The sequence below is a fragment of the Corynebacterium sp. HMSC075D04 genome, assembly GCF_001815635.1.
In the GTDB taxonomy this organism is placed as follows: domain Bacteria; phylum Actinomycetota; class Actinomycetes; order Mycobacteriales; family Mycobacteriaceae; genus Corynebacterium; species Corynebacterium coyleae.
The window spans coordinates 21,199-45,410 of the sequence record NZ_KV821365.1 but is presented as its reverse complement, the minus strand read 5'-3'; the positions used below and the strand labels follow the sequence as shown (position 1 = coordinate 45,410).

At 61.6% G+C, this 24,212-nt stretch carries 26 protein-coding genes; 19 read left to right on the top strand and 7 right to left on the bottom strand.

Annotation, left to right across the window (positions count from 1 at the left end):
* The first annotated feature begins 49 nt into the window (after nt 1–49).
* The gene (locus tag HMPREF3048_RS09865; RefSeq protein ID WP_246818896.1) at nt 50–646 is read left to right on the top strand and encodes a TetR/AcrR family transcriptional regulator; all 597 of its coding nucleotides are present in this window, start codon (nt 50–52) and stop codon (nt 644–646) included.
* Here the strand turns inward: HMPREF3048_RS09865 and HMPREF3048_RS12740 are convergent.
* On the bottom strand, nt 568–954 hold the full coding sequence (locus HMPREF3048_RS12740; RefSeq protein ID WP_083316863.1) for a helix-turn-helix domain-containing protein: 387 nt from the start codon (nt 952–954) through the stop codon (nt 568–570). The two genes, HMPREF3048_RS09865 and HMPREF3048_RS12740, sit on opposite strands and share 79 nt — an antisense overlap.
* Nucleotides 955–1,347: 393 nt before the next feature.
* Between HMPREF3048_RS12740 and HMPREF3048_RS09860 the strand changes: the two genes are divergently transcribed.
* Nucleotides 1,348–2,304, top strand: coding sequence for an AAA family ATPase (locus HMPREF3048_RS09860; protein WP_070772016.1), 957 nt, complete (start codon nt 1,348–1,350; stop codon nt 2,302–2,304).
* Between the two features lie 83 nt (nt 2,305–2,387).
* Nucleotides 2,388–4,919, top strand: a complete 2,532-nt coding sequence (locus HMPREF3048_RS12170) for a S8 family peptidase (protein WP_245167893.1) — start codon at nt 2,388–2,390, stop codon at nt 4,917–4,919.
* Between the two features lie 59 nt (nt 4,920–4,978).
* Here the strand turns inward: HMPREF3048_RS12170 and HMPREF3048_RS12340 are convergent, their stop codons facing one another.
* Complete coding sequence (locus tag HMPREF3048_RS12340; protein WP_167615814.1) at nt 4,979–5,152, bottom strand: hypothetical protein; 174 nt, start codon at nt 5,150–5,152, stop codon at nt 4,979–4,981.
* 356 nt (nt 5,153–5,508) lie between these two features.
* Nucleotides 5,509–5,955, bottom strand: coding sequence for a hypothetical protein (locus tag HMPREF3048_RS09850; RefSeq protein ID WP_070772014.1), 447 nt, complete (start codon nt 5,953–5,955; stop codon nt 5,509–5,511).
* Between the two features lie 194 nt (nt 5,956–6,149).
* Between HMPREF3048_RS09850 and HMPREF3048_RS09845 the strand changes: the two genes are divergently transcribed.
* The 4 genes from HMPREF3048_RS09845 (at nt 6,150) to HMPREF3048_RS09830 (ending at nt 8,212) form a co-directional block, all read left to right on the top strand.
* Nucleotides 6,150–6,593, top strand: a complete 444-nt coding sequence (locus HMPREF3048_RS09845) for a methylated-DNA--[protein]-cysteine S-methyltransferase (protein ID WP_070772013.1) — start codon at nt 6,150–6,152, stop codon at nt 6,591–6,593.
* Nucleotides 6,586–7,347: a fructosamine kinase family protein gene (locus tag HMPREF3048_RS09840; RefSeq protein ID WP_070772012.1), complete on the top strand. Its 762-nt coding sequence runs from the start codon at nt 6,586–6,588 to the stop codon at nt 7,345–7,347. Before HMPREF3048_RS09845 ends, HMPREF3048_RS09840 begins: the two co-directional genes overlap by 8 nt.
* Before the next feature lie 69 nt (nt 7,348–7,416).
* The gene (locus HMPREF3048_RS09835) at nt 7,417–7,803 is read left to right on the top strand and encodes a type II toxin-antitoxin system Phd/YefM family antitoxin (protein ID WP_070772011.1); all 387 of its coding nucleotides are present in this window, start codon (nt 7,417–7,419) and stop codon (nt 7,801–7,803) included.
* Entirely contained in the window at nt 7,796–8,212 is a 417-nt protein-coding gene (locus HMPREF3048_RS09830; protein WP_070772010.1) for a type II toxin-antitoxin system VapC family toxin, read from the top strand. Before HMPREF3048_RS09835 ends, HMPREF3048_RS09830 begins: the two co-directional genes overlap by 8 nt.
* Here HMPREF3048_RS09830 and nadE read toward each other — a convergent pair.
* The gene (gene nadE / locus HMPREF3048_RS09825) at nt 8,209–9,036 is read right to left on the bottom strand and encodes an ammonia-dependent NAD(+) synthetase (protein ID WP_070422599.1); all 828 of its coding nucleotides are present in this window, start codon (nt 9,034–9,036) and stop codon (nt 8,209–8,211) included. The two genes, HMPREF3048_RS09830 and nadE, sit on opposite strands and share 4 nt — an antisense overlap.
* A 132-nt stretch (nt 9,037–9,168) precedes the next feature.
* On the opposite strand from nadE, the gene ykgO reads away from it, so the two are divergent.
* From ykgO to nrdE, 4 genes are all read left to right on the top strand, one after another.
* Nucleotides 9,169–9,291, top strand: a complete 123-nt coding sequence (gene ykgO / locus HMPREF3048_RS09820) for a type B 50S ribosomal protein L36 (protein ID WP_038612879.1) — start codon at nt 9,169–9,171, stop codon at nt 9,289–9,291.
* A 321-nt stretch (nt 9,292–9,612) separates the two neighbouring features.
* The gene (nrdH, locus tag HMPREF3048_RS09815) at nt 9,613–9,843 is read left to right on the top strand and encodes a glutaredoxin-like protein NrdH (RefSeq protein ID WP_070422598.1); all 231 of its coding nucleotides are present in this window, start codon (nt 9,613–9,615) and stop codon (nt 9,841–9,843) included.
* Nucleotides 9,844–9,921: 78 nt separating this feature from the next.
* Nucleotides 9,922–10,458 carry a class Ib ribonucleoside-diphosphate reductase assembly flavoprotein NrdI gene (gene nrdI / locus HMPREF3048_RS09810; protein WP_083291977.1) on the top strand — a complete coding sequence of 179 codons (537 nt, stop codon included), beginning with the start codon at nt 9,922–9,924 and terminating at the stop codon, nt 10,456–10,458.
* An 11-nt stretch (nt 10,459–10,469) separates the two neighbouring features.
* Nucleotides 10,470–12,635 carry a class 1b ribonucleoside-diphosphate reductase subunit alpha gene (gene nrdE, locus HMPREF3048_RS09805; protein ID WP_083316861.1) on the top strand — a complete coding sequence of 722 codons (2,166 nt, stop codon included), beginning with the start codon at nt 10,470–10,472 and terminating at the stop codon, nt 12,633–12,635.
* Between the two features lie 61 nt (nt 12,636–12,696).
* Here the strand turns inward: nrdE and HMPREF3048_RS09800 are convergent, their stop codons facing one another.
* Nucleotides 12,697–13,413, bottom strand: coding sequence for a FadR/GntR family transcriptional regulator (locus tag HMPREF3048_RS09800; RefSeq protein WP_070422597.1), 717 nt, complete (start codon nt 13,411–13,413; stop codon nt 12,697–12,699).
* A 122-nt stretch (nt 13,414–13,535) separates the two neighbouring features.
* Here HMPREF3048_RS09800 and nrdF point away from each other — a divergent pair, with 122 nt between their 5' ends.
* From nrdF to HMPREF3048_RS09785, 3 genes are all read left to right on the top strand, one after another.
* Nucleotides 13,536–14,525: a class 1b ribonucleoside-diphosphate reductase subunit beta gene (gene nrdF / locus HMPREF3048_RS09795; protein WP_186806827.1), complete on the top strand. Its 990-nt coding sequence runs from the start codon at nt 13,536–13,538 to the stop codon at nt 14,523–14,525.
* A gap of 228 nt (nt 14,526–14,753) precedes the next feature.
* Complete coding sequence (gene ctaD, locus HMPREF3048_RS09790) at nt 14,754–16,454, top strand: aa3-type cytochrome oxidase subunit I (protein ID WP_070422595.1); 1,701 nt, start codon at nt 14,754–14,756, stop codon at nt 16,452–16,454.
* A gap of 91 nt (nt 16,455–16,545) precedes the next feature.
* Nucleotides 16,546–17,271, top strand: coding sequence for an aminoacyl-tRNA hydrolase (locus HMPREF3048_RS09785; protein WP_070772009.1), 726 nt, complete (start codon nt 16,546–16,548; stop codon nt 17,269–17,271).
* On the opposite strand, the gene HMPREF3048_RS09780 is transcribed toward HMPREF3048_RS09785, so the two are convergent.
* Both HMPREF3048_RS09780 and HMPREF3048_RS09775 read right to left on the bottom strand, forming a co-directional pair.
* Complete coding sequence (locus HMPREF3048_RS09780; RefSeq protein WP_070772008.1) at nt 17,261–19,219, bottom strand: ATP-dependent DNA helicase; 1,959 nt, start codon at nt 19,217–19,219, stop codon at nt 17,261–17,263. The genes HMPREF3048_RS09785 and HMPREF3048_RS09780 overlap by 11 nt on opposite strands.
* A gap of 3 nt (nt 19,220–19,222) precedes the next feature.
* A complete protein-coding gene (locus tag HMPREF3048_RS09775) occupies nt 19,223–20,548 on the bottom strand; it encodes a nicotinate phosphoribosyltransferase (RefSeq protein ID WP_070422592.1) in 1,326 nt (441 codons plus the stop codon).
* A 94-nt stretch (nt 20,549–20,642) separates the two neighbouring features.
* Here HMPREF3048_RS09775 and clpS point away from each other — a divergent pair, with 94 nt between their 5' ends.
* The 5 genes from clpS (at nt 20,643) to murI (ending at nt 24,154) form a co-directional block, all read left to right on the top strand.
* Nucleotides 20,643–20,942: an ATP-dependent Clp protease adapter ClpS gene (gene clpS, locus HMPREF3048_RS09770; RefSeq protein WP_070422616.1), complete on the top strand. Its 300-nt coding sequence runs from the start codon at nt 20,643–20,645 to the stop codon at nt 20,940–20,942.
* A 9-nt stretch (nt 20,943–20,951) separates the two neighbouring features.
* Nucleotides 20,952–21,491: a DUF2017 domain-containing protein gene (locus HMPREF3048_RS09765; protein WP_070772007.1), complete on the top strand. Its 540-nt coding sequence runs from the start codon at nt 20,952–20,954 to the stop codon at nt 21,489–21,491.
* Between the two features lie 9 nt (nt 21,492–21,500).
* Nucleotides 21,501–22,460 (top strand): P1 family peptidase, encoded by a 960-nt coding sequence (locus HMPREF3048_RS09760; RefSeq protein ID WP_070772006.1) that lies wholly within the window; start codon nt 21,501–21,503, stop codon nt 22,458–22,460.
* A 216-nt stretch (nt 22,461–22,676) separates the two neighbouring features.
* Nucleotides 22,677–23,339, top strand: a complete 663-nt coding sequence (locus HMPREF3048_RS09755; RefSeq protein ID WP_070451271.1) for a rhomboid family intramembrane serine protease — start codon at nt 22,677–22,679, stop codon at nt 23,337–23,339.
* Nucleotides 23,336–24,154: a glutamate racemase gene (gene murI / locus HMPREF3048_RS09750; protein ID WP_070422589.1), complete on the top strand. Its 819-nt coding sequence runs from the start codon at nt 23,336–23,338 to the stop codon at nt 24,152–24,154. Before HMPREF3048_RS09755 ends, murI begins: the two co-directional genes overlap by 4 nt.
* Nucleotides 24,155–24,212: the final 58 nt, after the last annotated feature.

Below are 24,212 nucleotides of genomic sequence, written 5' to 3'. Positions count from 1 at the left end.
TAACATAGAACGGATAGCTAACTGAAGCGTGTTTGGTTAGGTTGGTGGGGTGAACTACTGGGAACACCGCAAACCTGTGCGACGCCTCCGCGCAGTGGACATTGGGGAGGTTGCGAGGGCATCGGTGAGGCTGCTGGACGAAGGCGGGTTGAGGGCCCTCACCCTGCGATCTGTGGCGCAACAGGTGGGGGTCGCTCCAGCCAGCCTGTACTCCCGCGTCGAATCCGTCGACGATCTGTTTGACCTCGCCCTCGACACAGCGCTTGCAGACGATCCCGTGATGTCCGAGTCGATCCGCAACGCCGACCTGCCTGCCCTGATGCACGCCTTCTTCGCGCACCTCACGACCCATCGGTGGGCCGGTCAGGTCATCGGTATGCGCGCTCCCAGGGGCCCGGCATACCTGGCCCTTTCCGAGCGGATGTGCGTCCTGCTCGAACAAGCGGGTACCCCGGATCCGCTGGGAACTGCGTACCGATTGTCCAACCTGGTGATTGGCGCCTCGCTGACCGCACCCATGGCGTCTGACGAGAGGCGCGTCGCCATTGACCCTGACCAAGCTCCTACCTATGCGCGGCTCCGCGCGACGCACCACATAAGCCCACGCGAGATTCTCTCCGACGGCATCACTGCACTCCTGTCGTGAGGGGGCCCTTTGATTCGGGGCTGCCCTGCGTTGCTGATGGCCACGGGATGGTCTCGGTGAGAGCGCGCCCCTTCAAAATGCGCCGATGGTTCGGCCAGGCGGATCCCGACGATGCCGGTGAACTGCCGTGCGGCATGTTTACGGCTGCGCCACCCGACTTTTGTCATGGCGACGCCGATTGGAAGATCAGTCTCGACCAGAAGGTGAGCCAGCCGAAGAGTCCGAATGTGAGCCAGGTACCGCATGGGCGGCATCCCGAATCGTAGTGTGAACGCTCTGCCCAGCTGTGGCACCGAGAGGTTAACCAGCGCAGCAAGGTCACGGAGTCACCAATCCCGTAGAGGTGCTTCTGCGAGCAGCCACGTTGGCAGTTCTGGTGCGAGACCCGCAAGCTGCCGACCGGGCGTCAGAGACCGTTCCAGCGGACCAGCCGCAGGCACCTCGCAGCGTGTGAACTCGGCCGACGGCCCCAGATGACTGGTCGCGCGGTCGGCGGTAAGTTTTTCGACGTCGGCAACGGAAGTGACCAGGCGTGTGTGGCCGGTGCGGAGCAACTAGTGTGGACCATGACTGGTGGCGCTGGTGACCGGCCCCGGCACTGCGAGGACCGGGGTGTCCAGGGCGGCGAGTCTCTCTCGATTCCCGGTGCTCGCCGCTAAGATGGGGGCAAGGGTAACGGCTAGCGGTTCAAGGAGGCAGAAATGGCGCGTGCTGACCTGCTACTTGACCTCGTCGAAGCCGAGAGACGTGGTGATCGAGACCGATTTCGCGTTCTCGTCGAAGCTGTAATCGCTGAGGAGCGAGCCAACCAGCACCACCTTGTCGCCGACCGCTTGTCCGAGCTGATTACCACTACTGGGCAGAGCGCTCCGCGTGACGACCATGCGGCAGCTATGCGCGACCTGATCCAGGAGATCGTTCCTCAACGCCGCTTGGAAGAGCTAGAGCTCGCACCGGTCCCTCGTCGGGTCGTCGCTGAGTTGATTGAAGAGCAAAAGCGTTCCGAGCTGCTCCGCAGTTACGGAATCGAGCCCCGCAACCGACTCCTGTTGTCTGGTCCGCCGGGTAACGGCAAGACCAGCGTCGCCGAGGCGATCGCCTCAGAACTGATGCTACCCTTCTACGTCATCCGTTATGAAGGAGTGGTCTCAAGCTTCTTGGGCGAAACCGCTGCACGGCTCGACAATGCCTTCGAGTTCGCACGGACGCGCCGTTGCGTCCTGTTTTTCGACGAACTTGACACCATTGCTAAAGAGCGATCGGACGAGCACGAGACAGGAGAGATCAAGCGCGTGGTCTCGACACTGCTGCTCCAGATCGACCGGCTGCCTCCGCATGTCCTTCTAGTCGGGGCGACAAACCACAGCGAGCTTCTCGACCGGGCAGCATGGCGACGCTTCCAGATCCGCGCCGAACTCGGACCACCCAGCCGTGCTCAAGCGACGCGCTTTCTCGAACGCCTCGCCGCTCGGCTGGGCGGTGATCTCGGATTTGCCCCGCGTACTCTGGCGGACAAACTTGCGGGAGCTAGCTTCTCCGAACTGGAAGAGTTCGCTCTCGACGTGCGTCGCAGAGCAGTCCTTGAACTCCCCGACAGCAACCTCCGGAAGATCGTCGAAGAACGTCTGGAGAACAGACGAGATCGGGCAACGGGATGACGGCCGAGCCTCGGCCCCTCCTGGCATTCGGGGCACCAAAGGTTGCAGGCCGACCAAAACAAAAGCCCCGCGATCTGCCACGCTTGTCTAAACCAACCAGCGGCAGGCAGGGCGCACGCCTGACACCGCAATTTGGTGAACTGCGCTCGGCGTTCGATGCTGAGCGCGCACGTCTCTCGCCTGACGCGCGGGATGAGGTAGATCCGGCCTTGGTAGTGGTCTTTGACCTCGCCGGCAGCGTCACGGATTTCCGCAACGCGATCGACAAAGTCGACGGGCTGGAGTTCTTGTCTGAATTGATCGGGGAGCAATCTGACCCTGACGACGATTTCCACATGGTGGAGTCCAAGAGCGGCCGTATGGACAAGCCCGTTCAGCACTCCCTGTACCTAATGTTGTCGAACGCAAAAGCGATTGATCAACTCCTCAGCTTGTTCAAGACTTGGCAAACAGACCCAACAACAAAGTTTGCTCGTGGCCTCGGCAGGTTCAAGACAGCGTTCGAACAGCTCACCTCAATCAGACGCTGGGGGCCAGAGGATCGCATCCGAGAGACCGGCCTTCGCGAACAGTGGCAAGAGACGCTCGACCTCGTCGGCCAATCCGTGAGCACTGTGATGGTTGAAATCGAGCTGTGGTACCGCTCCGATGCTAGACAGCGCACCACCGCGCAAGCGCACGTCGAGCAAGTCATCGCCGACAGTGGCGGGCGTGTGCTCGATCGCTCTCAGATCGGGGAGATCAGCTACCACGCCCTGCTTGCCGAACTGCCGATTCAACAGGTTTATTCACTGACCACCGAGGGGGCCGAGTCGATCCAACTGCTGGCCACAGACGAGGTCATGTTTGTCAGCCCGTTCACCCCTATGCACGTCGCACCGCCGACTACGGAAACGAATATTCAGTTCGACCTGGAACCCCGAAGAGGTGCCCCTTCTGAGCTGCCTAGGGTCGCCTTGCTGGATGGGTTGCCGTTTGCTAACCATGACGCCCTCGCAGGTCGACTGATAGTCGATGATCCTGATGGTCTTGGCGAGGACTACCCGCTGGTCTCTCGTTACCACGGCACGGCGATGGCGTCCTTGATCATTCATGGAGACCTTGCCACCCGCAGTGAACCGATCGACCGGCCCCTTTATGTGCGCCCAATCATGCAACCCCACGAGTTCATGCCAGGACACGAACAGATCCTGCCAGACAGGCTGTTCCCTGACCTGCTACACCGCGCGGTCAAGCGAATCGTTGAAGGTGATGCCGGCCACGGCCCTGTCGCACCCAGCGTGCGCGTCATCAACCTCTCTATCGGGTCCCAAGCACGAGCGCTCGTGAGAAGGATGAGCCCTGTTGGTCGGTTACTCGACTGGCTAGCTCACTCCTACAATCTGCTGTTCATCGTCAGCGCTGGCAATCACCTCGACCCAATCACAATTCCCGTTACCGTGGCCAGCGACCCCGAATCCGCTCGATCCGCTGCAATCCGAACCCTCCACGACAGCGCGCTGTTGCGTGGCATCCTCCCTCCAGGAGATGCTCTCAACGCACTCACCATCGGAGCGACCCACGCCGACGGACTTGGCGATATCGACGTACCAGACACCGCCTGGGACATTACGCACCCGAACGGACCTGCCCACTACGGCGCGACGGGACCCGGCGTCGATCGATCAGTAAAGCCCGACTTGCACCACACCGGTGGCAGAGCGCTCTACACCCGTCCTGTCATTCCATCCGATCGCCTAGAAACCGTCGCCGTGAAACTGGCCCAGACCGCAACTACCGGTCCGGGGCTCCAGGTGGCTGCGCCTGGGCGAGCAGGCGCAACCAACAACACTGTCTTCAGTGTCGGCACGAGCAACGCAACGGCACTGGTAACGCGCGAGGCCAGCCGACTCTTCGATGTCCTTGAAGCTGGCTCCGACGATTCAGAAGACGCGCCGCTGCCAGATCCTCAATATCATCCCCTACTAGTGAGAGCCCTCCTTGCCCATGCGACAAGCTGGGGTGATTGGGAACCGCAACTGCGCCGCGAACTCAATCTGAGCAATCGGGAAGCTCGTCGACGCCTGACCGCGCTTCTGGGCTACGGGCGCCTCGACACAGATCGACTTGGCGCTGCGGCCACAAACAGAGCAGTCCTAGTCAGCGGAGGGCTGATAGCCGGCGACCAACGTCACACCTACGAATTGCCACTCCCGACTTCGCTTCGTGCACGCGCAGAATGGCATCGCCTCACCATCACCCTGGCGTACATGGCTCCCACTGTCAGTCGGCTCAACCGCTACCGAGCTGCGAAGGTGTACTTCGCCACTCCAGACAAGCAACTCGCAGGCGGAGAACGCATTGATGCGGAGCACAACTCGGTCAGGCGAGGGAGCCTCCAACACGAGATTATCCAAGGCAGCCGCGCCATGGTGTTCGGCGACGATGATACGTTCCCGATCCACGTTGAATGCATGGACGATGCCCAACACCTTGGTGCTGGTAAGACGGTGCGATACGCACTGGTGGTCTCCATCGAGACAGCAGAGCAGACCTCGACCACGATCCACGACGAAGTACGGGCAAGACTGCGGCAGCAAGCCCGCGATCGAGTGCGCGGCCGGGTACAGAGCTGATATACACGGCGAAGGACTGCATACTCTGACCCAGCTCCCGCTGGGAACAGCAGCGCCCGTCACGATGTCTTGATCTCTTGGCCGAAGCCGTGGGGCTCCGCTCGGACACGACCGTGCGTATCGCGCATCACCACGCCGAAGATGATCAAATGTTTGCGGACCGTCCCCGCCGTGTAGCCGAACTTGTCGCCTACACGCTCCAGTGAAACCCCTTGCTCATACATGGCACGCATCAGCCGAATCTCACTGCTGGACGGTGATTGGTTACGGAGGATGACACCGCGTTCCCGAAGGAGACGAGCGAGCCGCTCGTGCGCAATACCAGCCTGTCGGGCCACAGCTTTCAGAGACCCGCCGGCAGCGTAGGCGGTTTCCGCTCGCTGGAGGAGGTCTTAGGATGCTCGCGGCGCCTGCTGTGGATGGCGTTTCCACGGTGCGTCCTGTGCCGTTCAGTGCGGATTGACCGGTGCGCTCGCACCATCTGAATCACGGCCGGGGCAAGTTTCGACAAGTCTACCGCTAGCCCGACGTCGAAATGCAACTACCCGGCTGTTCGGCTGGGCAGTTCTTGCGTTGCGGGGCTACGGCGCTACTGAGCGGCCCGGCGCATGCCTTCGAAGTATGCGTTGCCATCAGCGCCGGTGTAGCAGGCGTGTGAATCCACGGGCCACACGTCGCGCGCTTGCTCGCACGTGAACAGGCTCCCATAGGGGCCGATGGTGGCCCACTCCATGGCTGGCGGGCCCGATCGCGCCAGCGCGGGTTGCGCCGGTGCCTGCTGCTGCAGTGCGGGCTCCGGTGCTTGTTGTTGGTTCGCGGCATCGCGTTCGGCCGCTTTGCGCTCTGCTTCCGCGGATTTCGACGCTGCTGCGGCAGAGGAGGACGCGGCCGCCGAGGAAGACGACGAGGCGGCGGCCTCCTTCTCCTCGGCTTCCTTGTCCAAACGCGTGAGGGCGGCGTTGAGCTCCTCGCGGTTGATGATGCCGTCGCCGTCGGCGTCGTCGAGCACATCGAGCTTGTAGCTGAGCTGGCGCATGTCGGATTCGCACCCGTCGTTGCCGTCAGCACACTGCGGAGGCGATAGCGGGGCTGGTGCCGGCGATGATGTCGGATGGGTTGCCGCAGGAGGCCAAAGTAAGGGCCGCGGCGCAGACGAGGACGGGCGTAAGTTTCCGGTGCATTGTTAGGAATCTAGCGCGATCTCATCGACCGGGAGCTACGCTGAGCTGCATGTTTGTGTCACCGATCGGCCCGTTGCGCTTCGTCGCCAGTGAGCGCGGCGTGGCCCGCGTGTGCTTCGAAGGGGAGCCCTTGCTTATTGGCGCACCTTCGGACCACCCCGTAGCCGCCCAACAGCTCAGCGAATACTTCGCCGGCACGCGCCGGGAGTTCTCCGTGCCGCTGGACCTGCAGAACGTGACTGAGTTCCGCGCTGCGGTGCTGCGGGAGCTGGCGAAAGTCCCGTACGGGGAGACCACCTCCTACGCGCAACTCGCCCGCGCGGTGGGCAACCCGAAGGCGGTACGTGCGGTGGGCACTGCGTGCGCGACGAACCCGCTGCCGATTTTCATCCCGTGCCACCGCGTGCTGCGTGCCGACGGCTCCCTTGGCGGCTACCGTGGCGGCACCGAAGCGAAACGTTTCCTGTTGCGATTGGAGGGCATCGATGTCTGAGACCTTTGTCAAGCACGGCAGCGCGCCGGGAGCGGCGGCGGCCGAGGCGGCGTACCTGCGCTGGCTGCGCGAGGGGTCCAACGCGGTGGTGGAGGTGCTCGACCTGGACGAGGACGCCAACACTGTGACCATTGAGCGCGTTGGCAGCGCGCGGCCCACCAAGGACGCGGCGCGCCAGGCCGGCCGGGAGTTGGCCGCCATCCATGCGATGGGCGCGGACGCGTTCGGCGCGCCGGCGGACGGATGGGACGGCCCGAACTTCATCGGCACCCGCGAGCAGTCATGCGTGCCGACGACACGCTGGGCCGAGTTCTACACCGAGCAGCGCGTCCTACCGTTTGCGCAGCACGCCGTACGCGCCGGCAACCTCGACCGGGAGGGGCTGGAGACGGTGCAGCGCGCGTGCGAGGCACTGGTGCGCGAGGACGAGGACGCGCCGCTGGCCCGCATCCACGGCGACCTGTGGACCGGCAACCTGCTGTTCTCCCCGGAGGGCCCGCGGTTTATCGACCCAGCCGCGCACGGCGGCCACCCGCTGACCGACATCGCGATGCTGGACCTGTTCGGCGCGCCGCACTTCGATGCGATCATCGACGGCTACCTCGACGCTGGGGGAGGCCTGGGCCGGGCCTGGCAGCGGCGCATCGTCGTCCACCAGCTGCACCCGCTCGCGGTGCACGCGTGGACGCACGGCCCGTCCTACGGCTCGGCGCTGGTGCGGGCGGCGGAGGAGACCCTGCGCGTGGTGGGTTAGGGGTTGACCGGGGAGTGAATGCCCGCTACTCTGCGTTGTAATACATGTAATACAACGGGAAGGTGGCGCATGGGTGTCGAGGAACGGCTGCAAGAGCTGCTGGCTGAACAGGCGGGTAGCGCCACCGTCTCCATGCGGGAACTGAACCAAAAGACGCGTGCGGTGATCGACCGTGTGATCAAGGAGAGGATTGCATTGACAGTGACGGACAGGGGAAGGCCGATTGCGGAAATTCATCCGGTGAGCCAGAAAGTGGGCTTGGACCGGCTTGAGGAACTGGGGCTTCTGGAGCAGAGGGGGAAACCATTCGAGGCGGACTGGGAACCCGTCCAGCTCGACTTCACTCTGGGGGAATGGCTTGAGGAGGAGCGCGGTGAGGACCGCCTGGAGCGGGTGATGGCGGACCTCCGCGCCCTGGACAGTACTCACGCAGGCAAGGGTGAAGGTGATGAATAGGGGGAAGCCCGTTGTATACGTCGACTCGTCCGTGCTCATTGCGTCGATCGGCAATGAGTCGTACGGCGAGTGGGCGAGAGAGGTCTTGGCGGGGCAAGAGGTAGTAAGTTCAGCCATCGCTAAAGTAGAACTGGCACGTTTTGTTCACCGGGTGGGGCAATTGAGCGACCGCATCCGCGCGGTGATGTCGGCAGTCTCGTTCGCGAAAGTGGACGATCAGGCAATCGCAGCCGCAACGGCGGTCAGTGGTGAAGTAAAAGCGCTCGACGCCCTGCATGTTGGGACTTGGGCAAGGATGCAATCACTAGGGCTGAACTGCCCATTCATTACGGCGGACCGGAAACAAGCAGCAGCTGCACTATCGGTAGGGGCGACGGTGGTTCACCCCTATGGTGGAGATCTGCTCTAGCTGCGCCACCAAGTGTCGGCAGGGCCCGGCGGCATGTGGCGCTTGTGCTGGCCGATGCGCCACAGGTGCTCGAGGCGCTTCTGGGCGTCGGCGGGGATGGTCTTGCCTTCGAGGTAGTCGTCGATGTGCGCGTAGGTGATGCCAAGCGCTTCCTCGTCGGGAAGGGCTGGGCGGTCCTCCTCCAGATCGGCGGTGGGCACCTTCTCCCACAGGCGCGGATCGGCGTCGAGGTGCTTGAGCATTGTCGCACCCTGGCGCTTGTTCAAGCCTGCCAGTGGGATGAGGTCGGCCGCGCCATCGCCGTGCTTGGTGAAAAACCCGGTGACGTTCTCCGCTGCGTGATCGGAGCCGATGACCAGCAGGCCACGCTCACCAGCGATGGCGTACTGGGCGATCATGCGCATACGTGCCTTGACGTTGCCTTTGTTGAAGTCGCCGAGTCCCTCCACACCGAGCGCGCCTGCGACGGCTCCGGACAGCGCGGTGGTGGCCGGCTCAATGTCCACGGTTACCGTCTCGTCCGGAGCAATGAACCGCAGCGCCAGTTGCGCGTCGTCCTCGTCGGCCTGCACGCCGTGGGGGAGACGGACAGCGACAAACTCGGCAGCCGAGCCAGCCTCGCGTCGCTTCACTACCGCGAGCTGGGCCAACTTGCCGGCGAGGGTGGAGTCCTGCCCGCCGGAAATGCCAAGCACGTAGCCTTTTGCGCCGGTGCGGTCGAGGTAATCGGCCAAGAATTGCACGCGGCGGTCGATCTCTGCGGCAGGGTCGATAACGGGGGACACGCCGAGTGCGGCGATGATCTCGGATTGCATAGCGCTCATCGTATATGGGAGGGGGATACGTGAGGGTTTTGATTCAGCGCGGGTGATGTGTAACATTTATCCCCGTGTTGCGACTCGGCAGTTCGCCGTGCGTCGCTAATTGCAGGTAATCCGAGCAGAAAGGAGCGCCCGATGAAGGTCCGCAAGTCGCTTCGGTCGCTGAAGAACAAGCCGGGCGCCCAGGTTGTGCGCCGCAACGGCAAGGTTTACGTGATCAACAAGAAGGATCCGCGCTTCAAGGCCCGTCAGGGTTAATTGTCGCGAGCAGGCGCCCCGTCACCGTGTGGTGGCGGGGTTTTTGCGTTCCCAAAAACAGGCGAAGTTCTAGGGCGGGATGAATCTATTTCAGGAAAATTACACCCGTGAAACAACAAAACTGTGTGTTGCGGATGAGCGTGCGGACTACATGTAGGTAATTCTGGGCACCTATCCTGGGAATATCACCCATGTAACTACTACATGTAGTAGCAGTTGCCCTTCTCAGCCCCAAGGTATAGTGTCTCTTGGTGTTGCCCCGCGGAGACGGGGACAGAAGAAAATCTCCCCAAAGAACCCGCAGAGAAGGGACCACAAGCGATGTCGATCACCGTTTACAGCAAGCCGGCGTGCATGCAGTGCAAGGCAACCGAGAAGGCGCTGAAGAAGGCCGGCCTTGAGTACACCACCGTCGACATTTCTGTGGACGAAGAGGCCCGCGATTACGTGATGGCCCTCGGCTATGTTCAGGCTCCGGTGGTTGAGGCTAACGGTGAGCACTGGTCCGGCTTCCGCCCGGAGCGCATCAAGGGTCTGCTCGCAGCGGCTTAAGCGTCGCGCGCATACCGGCGCCATGAGGCGCACAACTGGCAGTAGCCTTCTGAAATCTGCACAAGAAAGGTAGTGGCCATGCTGGTCGTCTACTTCTCCTCCGCCACTGAGAACACGAAGCGGTTTGTGGAGAAGCTCGGCCTTCCTGCGAAGCGGATCCCCCTGCGCAGAACCGATCCGGAACTCGTCGTCGACGAGCCATACATCCTCATCTGTCCCACTTACGGAGGTGGGGTGAGCGTGAGTGGTGGTAATTCCAGGCCGGTGCCGGCGCAAGTGATCCGCTTCATGAACAATGAGGGCAATCGCACCTTGATGCGGGGTGTGATCGCCGCCGGAAACTCTAACTTTGGTGCGGATTACTGCCTTGCTGGGCCGGTGATCGCTGACAAGTGTAAGGTTCCGTACTTATACAGGTTTGAGCTCATGGGCTCGGCCGAAGATGTCGCGCATGTGCGCAACCAACTGATTGAAAACGCTGAACGATTGGGTTTGCGTGGGGGACCGGAGGTCGTCGATACGCAAGCGCATGTGCAGCAGGCTCCGGATGAGTCGGAGCGATTGGCAAGACTGCGCGAAAAATACGCCGGTAAATACAAAAGAACTACAAACTGAAAGGCCTCGAAGTGTCTACTCTGCCCCTCGGTAAGAATGTCCCGGAGCCGGCTCATGAAAAGGACCAGCTGGATTACCACGCGTTGAACGCGCTGCTGAATCTTTATGACGAGAACGGTCAGATTCAGTTTGATAAAGACCGTGAGGCTGCGAACCAGTTCTTCCTGCAGCACGTGAACCAGAACACGGTCTACTTCCACGATCTGGAAGAGAAGATCGATTACCTGGTTACGAACAAGTACTACGAGCCGGACACGATTGAGAAGTACGCGTGGGAGTTTATTAAGGACACGTTCAAGCGCGCCTACTCTTACAAGTTCCGCTTCAAGTCGTTCCTCGGTGCGTACAAGTACTACACGTCGTACACGCTGAAGACGTTCGATGGTCGTCGTTACCTGGAGCGTTTCGAGGATCGCGTGGCTATGACGGCGCTGTTCCTCGCCGATGGCAACCAGGATCTTGCATTCGCGCTTGTCGACGAAATCATGACCGGCCGTTTCCAGCCCGCCACCCCAACCTTCCTCAACGCAGGTAAGGCACAGCGCGGCGAACTTGTGTCCTGCTTCCTGCTGCGTATCGAGGACAACATGGAGTCCATCGGCCGCGCCATCAACTCCTCGCTGCAGCTGTCCAAGCGTGGCGGCGGTGTGGCGCTGCTGCTGTCGAACATTCGCGAGTCCGGTGCGCCGATTAAACACATTGAGAACCAGTCTTCCGGCGTCATCCCTGTGATGAAGCTTCTGGAGGACGCATTCTCCTACGCCAACCAGCTCGGTGCCCGCCAGGGTGCAGGTGCTGTGTATCTGAACGCGCACCACCCGGACATCATGCGGTTCTTGGACACCAAGCGTGAGAACGCCGACGAGAAGATCCGCATTAAGACGCTGTCGTTGGGCGTTGTCATTCCGGACATCACCTTCGAGCTGGCTAAGCGTAACGACGATATGTACCTGTTCTCCCCGTATGACGTCGAACGTGTCTACGGCGTGCCGTTCGCAGACATTTCTGTGACGGAGAAGTACGAAGAGATGGTCGAGGACCCACGCATCCGCAAGTCCAAGATCAACGCCCGTAACTTTTTCCAGACCCTGGCAGAGATCCAGTTCGAGTCCGGCTACCCGTACATCATGTACGAAGACACCGCGAACCGTGCGAACCCGGTGAAGACCGGCCGCATCAACATGTCCAACCTGTGCTCGGAGATCCTGCAGGTTAACTCTCCGTCGATCCTGAACGAGGACCTGACCTACCAGGAGATCGGTCACGATATTTCCTGCAACCTGGGCTCCCTGAACATCGCAATGGCGATGGATTCCGAGGACTTCGGCCGCACGGTCGAAACGGCAATCCGTGCGCTGACAGCCGTGGCGGACAAGACCTCCATCGAGTCGGTGCCGCCGGTGCGCGACGGCAACGAAGCTTCCCACGCTATTGGTCTCGGCCAGATGAACCTGCACGGCTACCTTGGCCGTGAGCACATCGAGTACGGCTCCGAGGAAGGCCTGGACTTCACCAACGCCTACTTTGCCGCGGTGATGTACGAGTGCATCCGCGCATCCCACAAGATTGCAGTGGAGAAGGGCAGCGCATTCAAGGACTTTGACAAGTCTGAGTACGCAACGGGTGAGTTCTTCGACCGTTACGATCCGGCTGATTTCGCGCCGAAGACCGACAAGGTCAAGGCTCTGTTTGAAAAGTCCAACATTGCTGTGCCGACGGCGGAGCAGTGGGCGCAGCTCAAGGCAGACGTGGCCCGCGACGGCATTTACAACCGTTACCTGCAGGCCGTGCCGCCGACCGGTTCGATTTCTTACATCAACAACTCGACCTCGTCGATCCACCCGATCGCATCCAAGATCGAGATCCGTAAGGAAGGCAAGATCGGCCGCGTCTACTACCCAGCGCCGCACATGGACAACGAGAACATCGAGTACTTCAAGGACGCGTACGAGATCGGCTACGAAAAGATCATCGACACGTACGCGGTTGCCACGAAGTATGTGGATCAGGGCCTGTCGCTCACCCTGTTCTTCAAGGACACGGTGACCACTCGCGACATCAACCGCGCACAGATCTACGCATGGCGCAAGGGCATTAAGACCCTGTACTACATCCGCCTGCGTCAGATGGCGTTGGAAGGCACCGAGGTCGACGGTTGCGTCTCCTGCATGCTCTAAGCACATAGGGAGGGGCTCGGGGGTTGGGGTTCCCGCCTGTAGGAGGCGGGAACCCCGGGGGTTAAATTTCCATGAACTCGTTGACGCCGCGCAGGAGTCGTCGAGAAGCATCTTCTGCACGATCCGGATCGTTGTTGGCGATCGCGTCAGCGAGCTCGATGTGAATCTTCATGGTGTTCATCTCCGGATCGTCCGGCATGATGCCGTACTCGGAGCGCCCCTTCATCACATCCATGATCGGCTGGGTCAACTGGACAAACATTTCGTTGCGTGACGCGGTAAGCAGCAACGAGTGGAAGCGGGCGTCGGCCTCTTGGAACTCCTCAGAGTTACCGGCGACCTGACCGGCGAGCTCCACGATGCGCTCGGCGAGGGCGCACAGCTCGCGTGCTTCCGCAGGGGTGGCATTCGTCGCGGCGAGGCGCGCGGCGGACGGCTCGATTGCGTCGCGAAGTTCGCGCAGGGAAGTGATTTGGGCGTGCCGTTGTTCGTCGCTACGCAAACGCCAAGAAATGATTTGGTGGTCGAACACATTCCACTCGGACTGGGGGAGCACCTTCAAGCCCACGCGGCGTGACGACGACACCAACCCCAACTGCTCAAGCGCACGCATCGCCTCGCGCGCGACCGTGCGAGAGATACCGAAACGCTCGGACAGATCATGAAGGGTGAACGTGTTGCCTTCCGGCTGGACACCCGAGACGATCTCTTCCCCTAACACATCCAGGATGGACGAGAGTAGGGGTTGCGTGGGTGAGCGCTTGTCGCTCGAAGTCACAGTGCCCTCCTTCAGGCAGCTAATTGTGTGTAATTCGTCAGTATCTTAGGCCATTGAGACGCTCATTCAATGCAATTTCAAGCCCGATTTCTCTTATGGGGGTCTCGGGTAGGATGGTCGCCATGACTGACGAATACGCGAGTTACCTTGAGTCTCACACCAAACCGGTGAAGGCGATTAACTGGAACAATGTGCCCGACGACAAGGATCTCGAGGTTTGGGATCGCTTGACGGGTAATTTCTGGCTGCCGGAGAAGATTCCGGTGTCCAATGACATTCCGAGCTGGAACACGCTGACTGAGGATGAAAAGGCCGCGACCATGCGTGTGTTCACCGGCCTGACGCTCCTGGACACAATCCAGGGCACGGTTGGTGCGGTGTCGTTGCTTCCGGATGCTACGTCGATGCACGAAGAGGCAGTGTTGACCAACATTGCCTTCATGGAGTCGGTGCACGCGAAGTCCTACTCCAACATTTTTATGACGCTTGCGGATACCCCTTCTATTAATGAGGCATTCCGTTGGTCTGAGGAAAACGAGTACCTGCAGCGCAAGGCGAAGATCATCCTGTCCTACTACGAGGGCGATGATCCGCTGAAGCGCAAGGTTGCTTCCGTGATGCTGGAATCGTTCCTGTTCTACTCGGGCTTCTACCTGCCGCTGAACTGGTCGGTGCACTCGAAGCTGACCAACACGGCCGACATTATCCGTCTGATCATTCGCGACGAGGCCGTGCACGGCTACTACATCGGCTACAAGTATCAGCTCGGTGTGCGCAACGAGTCCGAAGAGCGGAAGGAAGAGCTTAAGGATTACGCCTTCGATCTGCTGTACGACCTGTACGAGAATGAGAATCAGTACACCGAGGATATTTACGACCCGCTCGGCTGGACGGAGGACGTGAAGCGCTTCCTTCGCTACAACGCGAATAAGGCGCTGAACAACCTTGGTTATGAGGGTTTGTTCCCGGCGGATGAGACGAAGGTTTCGCCGGCAATTCTGGCGTCGCTGTCGCCGAATGCCGATGAGAACCACGACTTCTTCTCTGGTTCGGGTTCCTCCTACGTTATTGGTCGTGCGGAGGATACCCAGGACGACGACTGGGACTTCTAAGCACTGTTTGCTTGTCGACGACGCCTCGCCACCCGGCGAGGCGTCTCCCATTTGCAGACAACGCAGCAGGGTTGCCTGCATGGGTTCACCCCGCAAGGGGGAACAGTATTCGGAGAGGCTGGAAAAACAGTGTGCAGAACGTTATGCTGATCCGGTATCACTCGTGGCAGCTGTGCGTGATTCGAGGCAATTCGGGTCAAGTGCAGTTGTCGAAATCAGGAGGATTCAATGACCGCTGTGGCACCTAGGCTGGACAATCACGTCCCGCCGACACGCCCCGAGCCGACGGGCCATGCCCGCAAGGGTTCGCAATTTTATAAGCAACTCATCACGACCGACCACAAAGACCTCGGCATCATGTACATCATCATGTCGTTCGTGTGGTTCTTCGTGGCTGGCCTGATGGCCCTGCTGATTCGTCTGGAGCTCTTCAGCCCAGGCCTGCAGTTCCTGTCCAACGAGCAGTTCAACCAGCTGTTCACCATGCACGGCACCGTGATGCTTCTGGCATTCGGTACCCCAATCGTTTGGGGTTTTGCTAACTACGTTCTGCCGCTGCAGATCGGCGCCCCTGATGTGGCCTTCCCGCGTCTGAACGCATTCGGCTTCTGGGTCACCACCGTTGGTGTTATCGCCATGCTGGCCGGCTTCGTTACCCCGGGTGGCGCTGCTGACTTCGGCTGGACGATGTACATGCCGCTGGCTGACGCAACGCACACGCCGTCCGTTTCCGCCAACCTCTGGATTGTCGGTGTAGGCGCTACCGGTGTGGGCACCATTGCTTCCGCCGTGAACATGCTCACCACTGTGCTGACCATGCGTGCGCCGGGTATGACCATGTTCCGTATGCCGGTGTTCACCTGGACGGTGTTTGTTACCTCGATCATCGCGCTGATGATCTTCCCGCTGCTGACCGCAGCTGCAATGGGTGTGCTCTTCGACCGTCTCATCGGCGGCCACATCTACGACACCGCTAACGGCGGCACGATCCTGTGGCAGCACCTGTTCTGGTTCTTCGGCCACCCTGAGGTGTACGTCCTCGCACTGCCGTTCTTCGGCCTGGTGTCCGAGATCGTCCCGGTGTTCTCCCGTAAGCCGATCTTCGGCTACATCGGCCTGGTCTTCGCAACCCTGGCTATTGCAGGTCTGTCCATGGCTGTGTGGGCACACCACATGTTCGCCACCGGCGCTGTCCTGCTTCCGTTCTTCTCGTTCATGACCTTCCTGATTTCGGTTCCGACCGGTGTGAAGTTCTTCAACTGGCTCGGCACCATGTGGAACGGTCACCTGACGTTCGAGACCCCGATGCTGTGGGCAACGGGCTTCCTGTTCACCTTCCTCTTCGGTGGTCTGACCGGCATTATGCTGGCTGCTCCGCCGTTGGACTTCCAGCTGCACGACTCCTACTTCGTGGTTGCGCACTTCCACTACACCCTGTTTGGTACCGTGGTGTTCGCTTCCACCGCTGGCGTGTACTTCTGGTTCCCGAAGATGACCGGCCGCATGCTGGACGAGAAGCTGGGCAAGATTCACTTCTGGCTCGTTGTTATCGGCTTCAACCTGACCTTCATGGTTCAGCACTGGCTGGGCAACATGGGTATGCCGCGTCGTTACGCTGACTACCTCGACACCGATGGCTTCACCCTCCTGAACCAGGTGTCCACTGTTGGCTCCTTCATCCTGGGTATCGGCTTCCTGCCGTTCATCTGGAACGTGTTCAAGTCCTGGCGCTACGGCGAGATCGTCACCGTCGACGATCCGTGGGGCTACGGCAACTCCCTCGAGTGGGCAACCTCCTGCCCGCCGCCGCGCCATAACTTCACCTCCCTGCCGCGTATCCGCTCCGAGCGTCCTGCGTTCGAGCTGCACTACCCGCACATGGTGGAGACCCTGCGTCGTGAGGCCCACACTGGCCACCGCGAGGCATAACACCCCAGCCAAGTAGCAACGGACTACTGGCCTCCTGAACTCAGCCCCCGCTTCGGCGGGGGCTTTGTTGTGCCCACTACCCTGAACCAGGATGAATGCCGAGACAACCGAAATCACAAGCGCATACGAGCTGCTGCGGGAACGCGTCGCAGATGACTACCGCCAACGCAGCGAGGATCCAAACGACCCATCGACAGTGCAGGCGATGCAACTCGCCATCAATCTGCCCAAGCAGGATCCGCCCAGCCGCAACGCGGTGCTTGTTTGCGCCGCCCGCGCCGTCGTCGCCGTATGCCTCGACTCTCGTGCGGGCATCGATGGTTTCTGGCGCGACGGGGTAGAGCAGTGGTATTCACACCGCATCCGTAAGGTTGCCCGGAGGGCACGGAACAAGGCTTGGGATGACGTGCAGGCGTTACCTGGGGTGACAGTGGGATCGGTACGCGCGTTTGTTCCGTCTGCTGTAGGGGATGTGCCACATGCGATAGCCAAGTTGCAGATCAAGGGCACAGAACTCGAGGAGGGCGAAGACCTGCCGCTCGTCGAGGGTGCTCCGTTGATCGCAGTGGACAGTTCGCTTGCGATGTCCGCGGGCAAGGCGGCCGCACAGGTAGGACACGCCTCAATGTTGCTTGCTGCGGCGCAGGACCTCGAGTGGGTGCTGGACTGGGCCGAGCAGGGGTTCCCGCTAAACGTGCGTGAAGTGTCTGCTGATCAGTTCCGTGAGTACTGCGCTCACCCGGGTGCCGTTCCGGTGCGAGACGCGGGCTACACGGAGGTCGCGCCCGGTTCCACCACCGTGGTGGCTATCCCTTAGCCACCAACCTCTTCAACGCGCCGCGAACGACCTCGGGGTCGGTGGTATCCCAGAAGGCGGGGAGGCTGCGGCGGATAAACGAGCCGTAGCGCTTCGTCACTAAGCGATTGTCCAGCACTGCCACGACCCCGCGGTCATTGACGGAGCGCAGCAAGCGGCCGGCACCTTGCGCCATGAGCAGCGCCGCGTGGGTGGCGGAGACCTCCATGAAGCCCGACCGGCCGGCGGCATCGGCGGCGTTCGCTCGGGCCTGCAACAGGGGATCGTCGGGGCGGGGGAAGGGGATGCGATCGATGATGACCAGCGAGCACGAGCTCCCTGGAACGTCGACGCCCTGCCACAACGTCAGTGTGCCGAACAGACATGAGTTCTCTGACTTGGCAAAACTATCAACCAGTACACCGGTGGAGTCCTCGCCCTGCAACAAGATGTCGAAGGGGAGGCGGGCCCGCATGGCTTCGGCGGCCTGTTCGGCGGCTCGTCGAGAAGAAAACAGTGCCAGGGTGCGGCCACCGGCGGCGGTGATAAGGTCCGCGATCTCATCGAGCGTTTCCTTCGCAAGCCCATCGCGGCCCGGGGTGGGCAGGTGCTTCGCGGTGTAGAGGATGCCCGACTTGGCGGGGTCGAACGGGGTGCCAGCGTCGAGCGAGTCCCAGGTGCCCTTCGGCAAGCCCCAGGCGCTGGCCATGGCGTTGAAGTTGCCGCCGACCGTCAACGTGGCAGAGGTAAGCACCACGGTGCGCTCCCCGAAAAGCCGTTCGTGGAGCAGCCCCGCGACCGACAGGGGCGCGACGGAGACGGAATCGCCGTGGCGGTCGGAGCGGGTGAGCCACACAACGTCGGTGTGCTTGGCCGGATCCGGCTCGTCGAACACACCGAGGATGCGCACGATCGCGTCGTGGAGATCCTCCAAGTGGTTGGTCAGGTTGCCACGCTCCGCAAACTTCTCCGGATCGTTCTGGGCCTCACCCTCGGGCGGTTCGCCGATGGACTGGCGGGTCTTCCACAACGCGTCGCGCAGAGCGACAAAACCACCACGTGCCGGGTCGGAAATGGTTTCCCACCGGCCGGGGGCTTCGAGGTCGATGGCGGCAGTGAAGTCGTCGATAACGTCCTCGAGTGTTTCGCGTTTCGCGCCAAGCTTGTCGGCACGGCGAGCTGCCATGGCGAGTGCGCGTGCGGAAATCTCCGCGGTAGCGACCGAGGTGATGCGTCCGTCGAGTTCGTGGGCCTCGTCGATAATCACAGCATCGTGCTGGGGGAGCACGTCCACATCGGCGAGGGCATCGATAGCCAGTAGTGCGTGGTTGGTGACCACGATGTCCACGTCCTTGGTGCGCTCCCGGGCGATCTCCGCGAAGCAGTCCTGGCCGTGCGGACAACGCGTCGCCCCCAAGCACTCACGGGAGGTCACCGAAACTTGGCGCCACGCCTGATCTGGCACACCGGGAACCAGATCGTCGCGGTCGCCGGTCGGGGTGTCTTGCGCCCAATCGGCAACGCGTTTGACGTGTTTGCCCAGCCAGGTCAGGTCCTCTTCTTCGATGAGGGTGTCGCTTGGGTCGTCGGCAAGCACCTTGTGCAGGCAGACGTAGTTGTTGCGGCCCTTTTGGATGGCAAAAGTTGGTCGCTGGGGCAGCAGCGGCTCAAGGGCGTCGGCAAGGCGCGGCAGGTCACGGTCGACCAGTTGGCGCTGCAGCGCGATCGTCGCGGTGGAGACCACAACGGTCGTGTCGTGCATCTGTGCATAACGGAGCGCAGGAACGAGATACGCCAGGGACTTACCCGTACCAGTGCCTGCCTGAACGGCAAGGTGACGTTCGGAATCCAACGCACGAGTGACCGCGTCGGCCATCTTGACCTGGCCAGGCCGGCGCGAGCCGCCGAGCGACTCGACGGCAGCCGAAAGCAACTCACCTGTGCTGTGCGAAAGCGGTTCGTCTGCCACGGCCTACTCAGTGGGCTCCGGAAACCCGATAAAACGGGTCGGGATGGCAACCTCGCCGCGCGACAGAGCAAGGCCCTCCCACGGCAGGGTGGTGCGTGCTTCGGCGTGCAGCTTTCGGCTGTCCTCGATGCTTGGCTGGTTGTCCAGGACCTCACCGTCGCGGATCATCGGCACGGTCAGCTCGCGGTAGTCCAGGTTCGGCTTGCGGGGGATTTCGGCGCCCATCGGGTGGATAATCTCGCCCACCGCAACGCCGGAGGAGCGGTACGCGCGAAGCGCAGACTTGCCGCCGCCGTAGGTGACCTTGCCGGAAGAACGCTTGGCCACGGGGTGGCCTTCGACCTCGACGAGCTTGTAGACCAGGCCAGCCGTAGGCGCGCCGGAGCCTGTCACCACAGAGGTGCCGACGCCGAAGCCATCGACTGGGTCGCCGCGCAGACCTGCGATGGCGAACTCATCCAAGTCGGAGGAGACGATGATCTTGGTGTTGAACGCACCTGCCTCGTCGAGTTGCTTGCGCACGCGGCGTGAGACGATGCCGAGATCACCAGAATCGATACGCACCGCGCCGAGTTCGGTGCCAGCAACCTCGAGCGCGTTGTCCACGCCCTTGGTGATGTCAAAGGTATCCACCAGCAGCGTGGTGTCCTTACCTAGGGACTTAATCTGGCCGGCAAAGGCGGCCTTTTCATCGGGCTGGCCGTTCTCGTCGACATGCAGCAGCGTCCACGAGTGGGCGGCAGTACCGGACGCCGGGATGCCGTGGCGTAGCGACGCCTCCATGTTGGAAGTTGCGTCAAAACCCGCGATGTAGGTCGCACGTGCAGCCGAAACGGCAGCCTCTTCGTGGGTACGGCGCGAACCCATCTCGATAATCGGCCGGCCGTCTGCCGCGGAGACCATACGCGACGCGGCGGAGGCAATCGCGGAGTCGGCATTCAGGATGGACAGGATGACAGTTTCCAAGATGACGCACTCGGCGAACGTGCCGCGCACCGTCATGATTGGGGAGTACGGGAAGTACAGATCGCCCTCCCGGTAGCCGTCCACCTGGCCGGAGAAGCGGAAGTTGCGGAGATATTCGCGTGCTGCATCGGAAAGGAAATCGGCGGTTGCGATCTGCTCTTCGGTGAAGCGGAAGCGGGTAATTGCGTCGAGGGCACGCGCGGTACCTGCGACGACGCCGTAGCGGCGCTCGTTGGGCATGCGGCGGCCAAAGACTTCGAAAACACACTCGCGTTCGGCTGTGCCATCTTGGATGGCGGCGTCGAGCATGGTGAGCTCGTACATGTCGGTTAAAAACGCGGTAGAGGGCAGCGGTTGGTTCATGGTGTGCAAGCGTACCCTCCCGTCCCCTCCCGTCCGACGGGGTAAGGTGGTTCACATGTTTGCTTCAGCTCGCAACGCTGCCGAACCGGCGCATATGAGTTCGCCGATGGCGACCCCGGAGCTCGACGAGGCCGTCGATGTCGAGGTGGCCACGAGCGAGAACCTGCCATGGTTGTGCATTGTGTGGGACGACCCGGTGAACCTGATGAGTTATGTCACTTATGTGTTCCAGACGGTGCTGGGCTACGACCGCAAGCGCGCCCAGGAGCTGATGATGCAGGTCCACACTGAGGGCAAGGCTGTGGTCTCTTCTGGCGAGAAGGACAAGGTAGAAACCGACGTGAAGAAACTGCATACCGCCGGTCTGTGGGCGACGATGCAGCAGGCAGGGTAGGGGAGACGAATGCAGCCTTGGCGTAAGAAGAAGGGGTTGATGCGTTCAACCCCGAAGTACACGACCACGTTTGATCCGATGGAGCGTGAGGTCATTGGGGATCTCACGGCGACGGTGTCGGAGGCGTTGATTGCACGTGCGCAGTCGGCTCCGAAGGATGAGTTCGCGGAGATGATGGGGGTTTCCACCGGGCACACGGAGGCGCCACAGGATCCGAAGTTGGCTCGTTTGTTGCCCGACTTTGAGCGTGAGGGCGACGAGGAGTTCGAGGGCGACAACGGTTTGTTGCGCAGCTTGCATGAAAACGACATCATTCGTGCGAAGTTGATCAACCTGCAGGTGGTCAACGAGGCGCTCGGCCCCACTGGTGGCGTTGAGGTCACCATCGAGGAAGAAGACGCGCACAAGTTCATCGCTGCGGTCAACGACATGCGCCTCTACATTGCCGCTGACACTTCGGGTGGCGAGGGCGCTCAGCAGGAGCGCGCGATGCTCGTGGAGTGGCTCGCGTACTGTCAGGATTCTTTGCTCGACGCATTGATGGACTAGCTCGAGCGCATGCGTATCGACGACCCCTTGGCCCGCATCGGCCACATCTCACTCGCGGACACTGGCGTGACCGCGATCCTTGCACCGCACGAGGCAGGCATGGTCGCGGCAGTGGATGTGCGTGGCGGTGGCCCCGGTACACGTGAGACTGACCTGCTCGAACCCCACAACACCGTTGAGCGGGTCCACGCGATCATGCTCTGTGGCGGCTCCGCGTTTGGACTTGCGGCCGCCGATGGAGCGATGGCCGAGCTGGAACGCCGCGGTTGGGGCTTTCCGGTGTTCGGCGAAGACATGCCGGGCCCCCGGGTGCCGATCGTGCCTGCGGCGGTGATCTTCGACCTTGTCGTCGGCGACCCGGCGCACCGCCCCACTGCGGCCGATGGTGCAGCCGCGATCACCGTCGCCTTCGACGGTGGTACAGGAGCGACCGGCAGCGTCGGTGCTGGCTGTGGCGCAACCGCTGGCGTGCTGCGGGGTGGGTTTGGCCAGGCCACGGTGAGCACGATGAGCACGGACGGCTACACGGTTGAGGCGTATGTGGTTGCCAATCCGGTTGGGATGGTCGTCGATAAGCACACCGGGCTCCTCTACGGCGATGGTGCGAAACCCGCGGTGGACCTGGAGCGGTTTAACGCGCTTGAGCGCCCCACACCGAAACTGAACACCACGATCGGTGTGATTGCCACGAATGCGCCGCTCACAAAGCCACAACTCAAGCGCGTGGCAATGACCGGGCACGACGGCATCGCGCGAGCCATTCGCCCCGCGCACTCGCCACTCGACGGCGACACGTTGTTCGCAGTGTCCACCGCTCAACCTGGTGCGCAGCCGGTCAGCGATGTCGAAGCTTTCGGACGCATCGGAGAAGCCGGCGCCCAAGCAGTGCAGGCTGCAATCGTGGACGCTGTAGTAAACGCAACGGGTGACTTTGGTATCACCGCCTGGCGCGACATCGCACGCGCCTAGCGCAGGCAGCTAAGCTGCACCACGATGAACAATAACAACCACCACACCCCTGAAGGCTGGGGCTACGGACGCACCGAACAGCCCGGCTACGGCAAGCCGTTCCAGCGTCCGTTCTCCCACCCAGAGACCCAACCGCCCGCGTTCGGCGGCATGCCTGCGCCGGGTGTGCCACACAACCCCTATGCCAACCAGCGTCAGCCGTACGGCCAGCCGGGCATGGGGTTGCAGGGACAGGGTTACCCGGCGAGCAGGTCGCTCAAACGCAGGCAGCAGCGCAAATCCGGGCTGCGCTTTGCAGGTGGCTTCCTGGCCCTGATTTGGGCTGTGTTTATTCTCCAGCTCTTCTTCCCGTGGCTGCAGGGCTTTGGCATACACCCGCTGGACATCAACGGTCTGCCGATGATTTTCACCTCGCCGCTGCTGCACGCGAATCTGGAACACATCATTTCCAACTCGCTGCCGGGTGCGCTGTTTGCCTACCTCATCGGTTACTCCGGCAAGCGCGTGTTTTGGGAGGTGACAACGTTCGTTCTGCTCATCGGCGGACTCGGCACCTGGGTGTTCGGCGGTATTGGCACGAACCACATTGGCGCATCCGGCCTGGTGTATGGCTGGTTGGCGTACCTGTTGGTGCGTGGCTTTTTCAACCGCTCGATTGGTCAGATTCTTACCGGCTTAATCCTCGGCTTCTTCTACTCCGGTTTGATTTGGGGTGTGCTGCCGGGCACTGAGGGTGTCAGTTGGCAGGCGCACCTCTTCGGCGCGATCGGTGGCATTGTCGCCGGCATGATCATCACGTCTGACGATCCGCCGGAGCTCGCCGCGAAAAAGCATGCGAAGAAGCAGGCGAAGGCTGCGGAAAAGCAGGCGCGCAGGTGAGTAACCAGGTAAGCAACCAGGTAAGTAACAACGCGCCGATTGGGTTGTTCGACTCCGGTGTCGGCGGGCTGACCGTGGCGCGTGCGGTGATGGATCAGTTGCCGGGCGAATCCTTGATTTATATCGGCGATACCGCCAATAGCCCGTACGGTCCGCAGCCGATCGCGGATGTGCGCGCTCATTCGCAGCGCATTGCTGACGATCTGGTGGAACGTGGCTGCAAGATGCTTGTCATTGCGTGTAACACCGCCACCGCCGCGTTTCTTCATGATGCCCGCGAGCGCTACAGCATCCCTGTCCTCGAAGTGATCCAGCCTGCGGTCCGCCGTGCGATGGCGACCACCCGAAACAACAAGATCGGCGTCATTGGCACCGAAGGCACCGTCACCTCAGGGGCGTACCAGGACTTCTTCGCGGTCAACCCGAATGTGGATGTCACCGCTGTTGCCTGCCCTGATTTCGTCCCCCTCGTGGAGCAGGGCGTGACCTCCGGCAAGCATGTGCTCGAGGTCGCCCGCGGCTATGTGGAGCCGCTGCGCGAAGCAGGCGTGGACACGCTTGTGCTCGGCTGTACGCACTATCCGCTGCTCTCCGGCGTGATCCAGCTGGCCGTGGGCGATGATGTCACGCTCGTGTCCTCTGCGGAGGAAACCTCGAAGGATGTGTTGCGCGTGCTCACGGAGAGCGATTTGCTTAGCGACGACACCACCGCCCCAATCCGCATCTTCGAATCCACCGGAGATCCTGGCACATTCGATGAGCTCGCCCGCCGATTCCTCGGCCCTCAGGTGCATGCGGTGGGCAACAGACTGTAAAACTCGCCGTGCGCTTCGGCGATCCAGCGTGTAATTAGGGCGCATTCATGGCACAGTG

What these genes read in the sequence shown, in the direction of transcription:
- HMPREF3048_RS09860 (WP_070772016.1), top strand. Translation starts at nt 1,348, where the DNA reads ATGGCGCGTGCTGACCTGCTACTTGACCTCGTCGAAGCCGAGAGACGT.
- HMPREF3048_RS12340 (WP_167615814.1), bottom strand. Translation starts at nt 5,152, where the DNA reads ATGCGTGCCATGTATGAGCAAGGGGTTTCACTGGAGCGTGTAGGCGAC.
- HMPREF3048_RS09850 (WP_070772014.1), bottom strand. Translation starts at nt 5,955, where the DNA reads ATGCGCCAGCTCAGCTACAAGCTCGATGTGCTCGACGACGCCGACGGC.
- HMPREF3048_RS09845 (WP_070772013.1), top strand. Translation starts at nt 6,150, where the DNA reads ATGTTTGTGTCACCGATCGGCCCGTTGCGCTTCGTCGCCAGTGAGCGC.
- HMPREF3048_RS09840 (WP_070772012.1), top strand. Translation starts at nt 6,586, where the DNA reads ATGTCTGAGACCTTTGTCAAGCACGGCAGCGCGCCGGGAGCGGCGGCG.
- HMPREF3048_RS09835 (WP_070772011.1), top strand. Translation starts at nt 7,417, where the DNA reads ATGGGTGTCGAGGAACGGCTGCAAGAGCTGCTGGCTGAACAGGCGGGT.
- HMPREF3048_RS09830 (WP_070772010.1), top strand. Translation starts at nt 7,796, where the DNA reads ATGAATAGGGGGAAGCCCGTTGTATACGTCGACTCGTCCGTGCTCATT.
- nadE (WP_070422599.1), bottom strand. Translation starts at nt 9,036, where the DNA reads ATGAGCGCTATGCAATCCGAGATCATCGCCGCACTCGGCGTGTCCCCC.
- ykgO (WP_038612879.1), top strand. Translation starts at nt 9,169, where the DNA reads ATGAAGGTCCGCAAGTCGCTTCGGTCGCTGAAGAACAAGCCGGGCGCC.
- nrdH (WP_070422598.1), top strand. Translation starts at nt 9,613, where the DNA reads ATGTCGATCACCGTTTACAGCAAGCCGGCGTGCATGCAGTGCAAGGCA.
- nrdI (WP_083291977.1), top strand. Translation starts at nt 9,922, where the DNA reads ATGCTGGTCGTCTACTTCTCCTCCGCCACTGAGAACACGAAGCGGTTT.
- nrdF (WP_186806827.1), top strand. Translation starts at nt 13,536, where the DNA reads ATGACTGACGAATACGCGAGTTACCTTGAGTCTCACACCAAACCGGTG.
- ctaD (WP_070422595.1), top strand. Translation starts at nt 14,754, where the DNA reads ATGACCGCTGTGGCACCTAGGCTGGACAATCACGTCCCGCCGACACGC.
- HMPREF3048_RS09785 (WP_070772009.1), top strand. Translation starts at nt 16,546, where the DNA reads ATGAATGCCGAGACAACCGAAATCACAAGCGCATACGAGCTGCTGCGG.
- HMPREF3048_RS09775 (WP_070422592.1), bottom strand. Translation starts at nt 20,548, where the DNA reads ATGAACCAACCGCTGCCCTCTACCGCGTTTTTAACCGACATGTACGAG.
- clpS (WP_070422616.1), top strand. Translation starts at nt 20,643, where the DNA reads ATGAGTTCGCCGATGGCGACCCCGGAGCTCGACGAGGCCGTCGATGTC.
- HMPREF3048_RS09765 (WP_070772007.1), top strand. Translation starts at nt 20,952, where the DNA reads ATGCAGCCTTGGCGTAAGAAGAAGGGGTTGATGCGTTCAACCCCGAAG.
- HMPREF3048_RS09760 (WP_070772006.1), top strand. Translation starts at nt 21,501, where the DNA reads ATGCGTATCGACGACCCCTTGGCCCGCATCGGCCACATCTCACTCGCG.
- HMPREF3048_RS09755 (WP_070451271.1), top strand. Translation starts at nt 22,677, where the DNA reads ATGGGGTTGCAGGGACAGGGTTACCCGGCGAGCAGGTCGCTCAAACGC.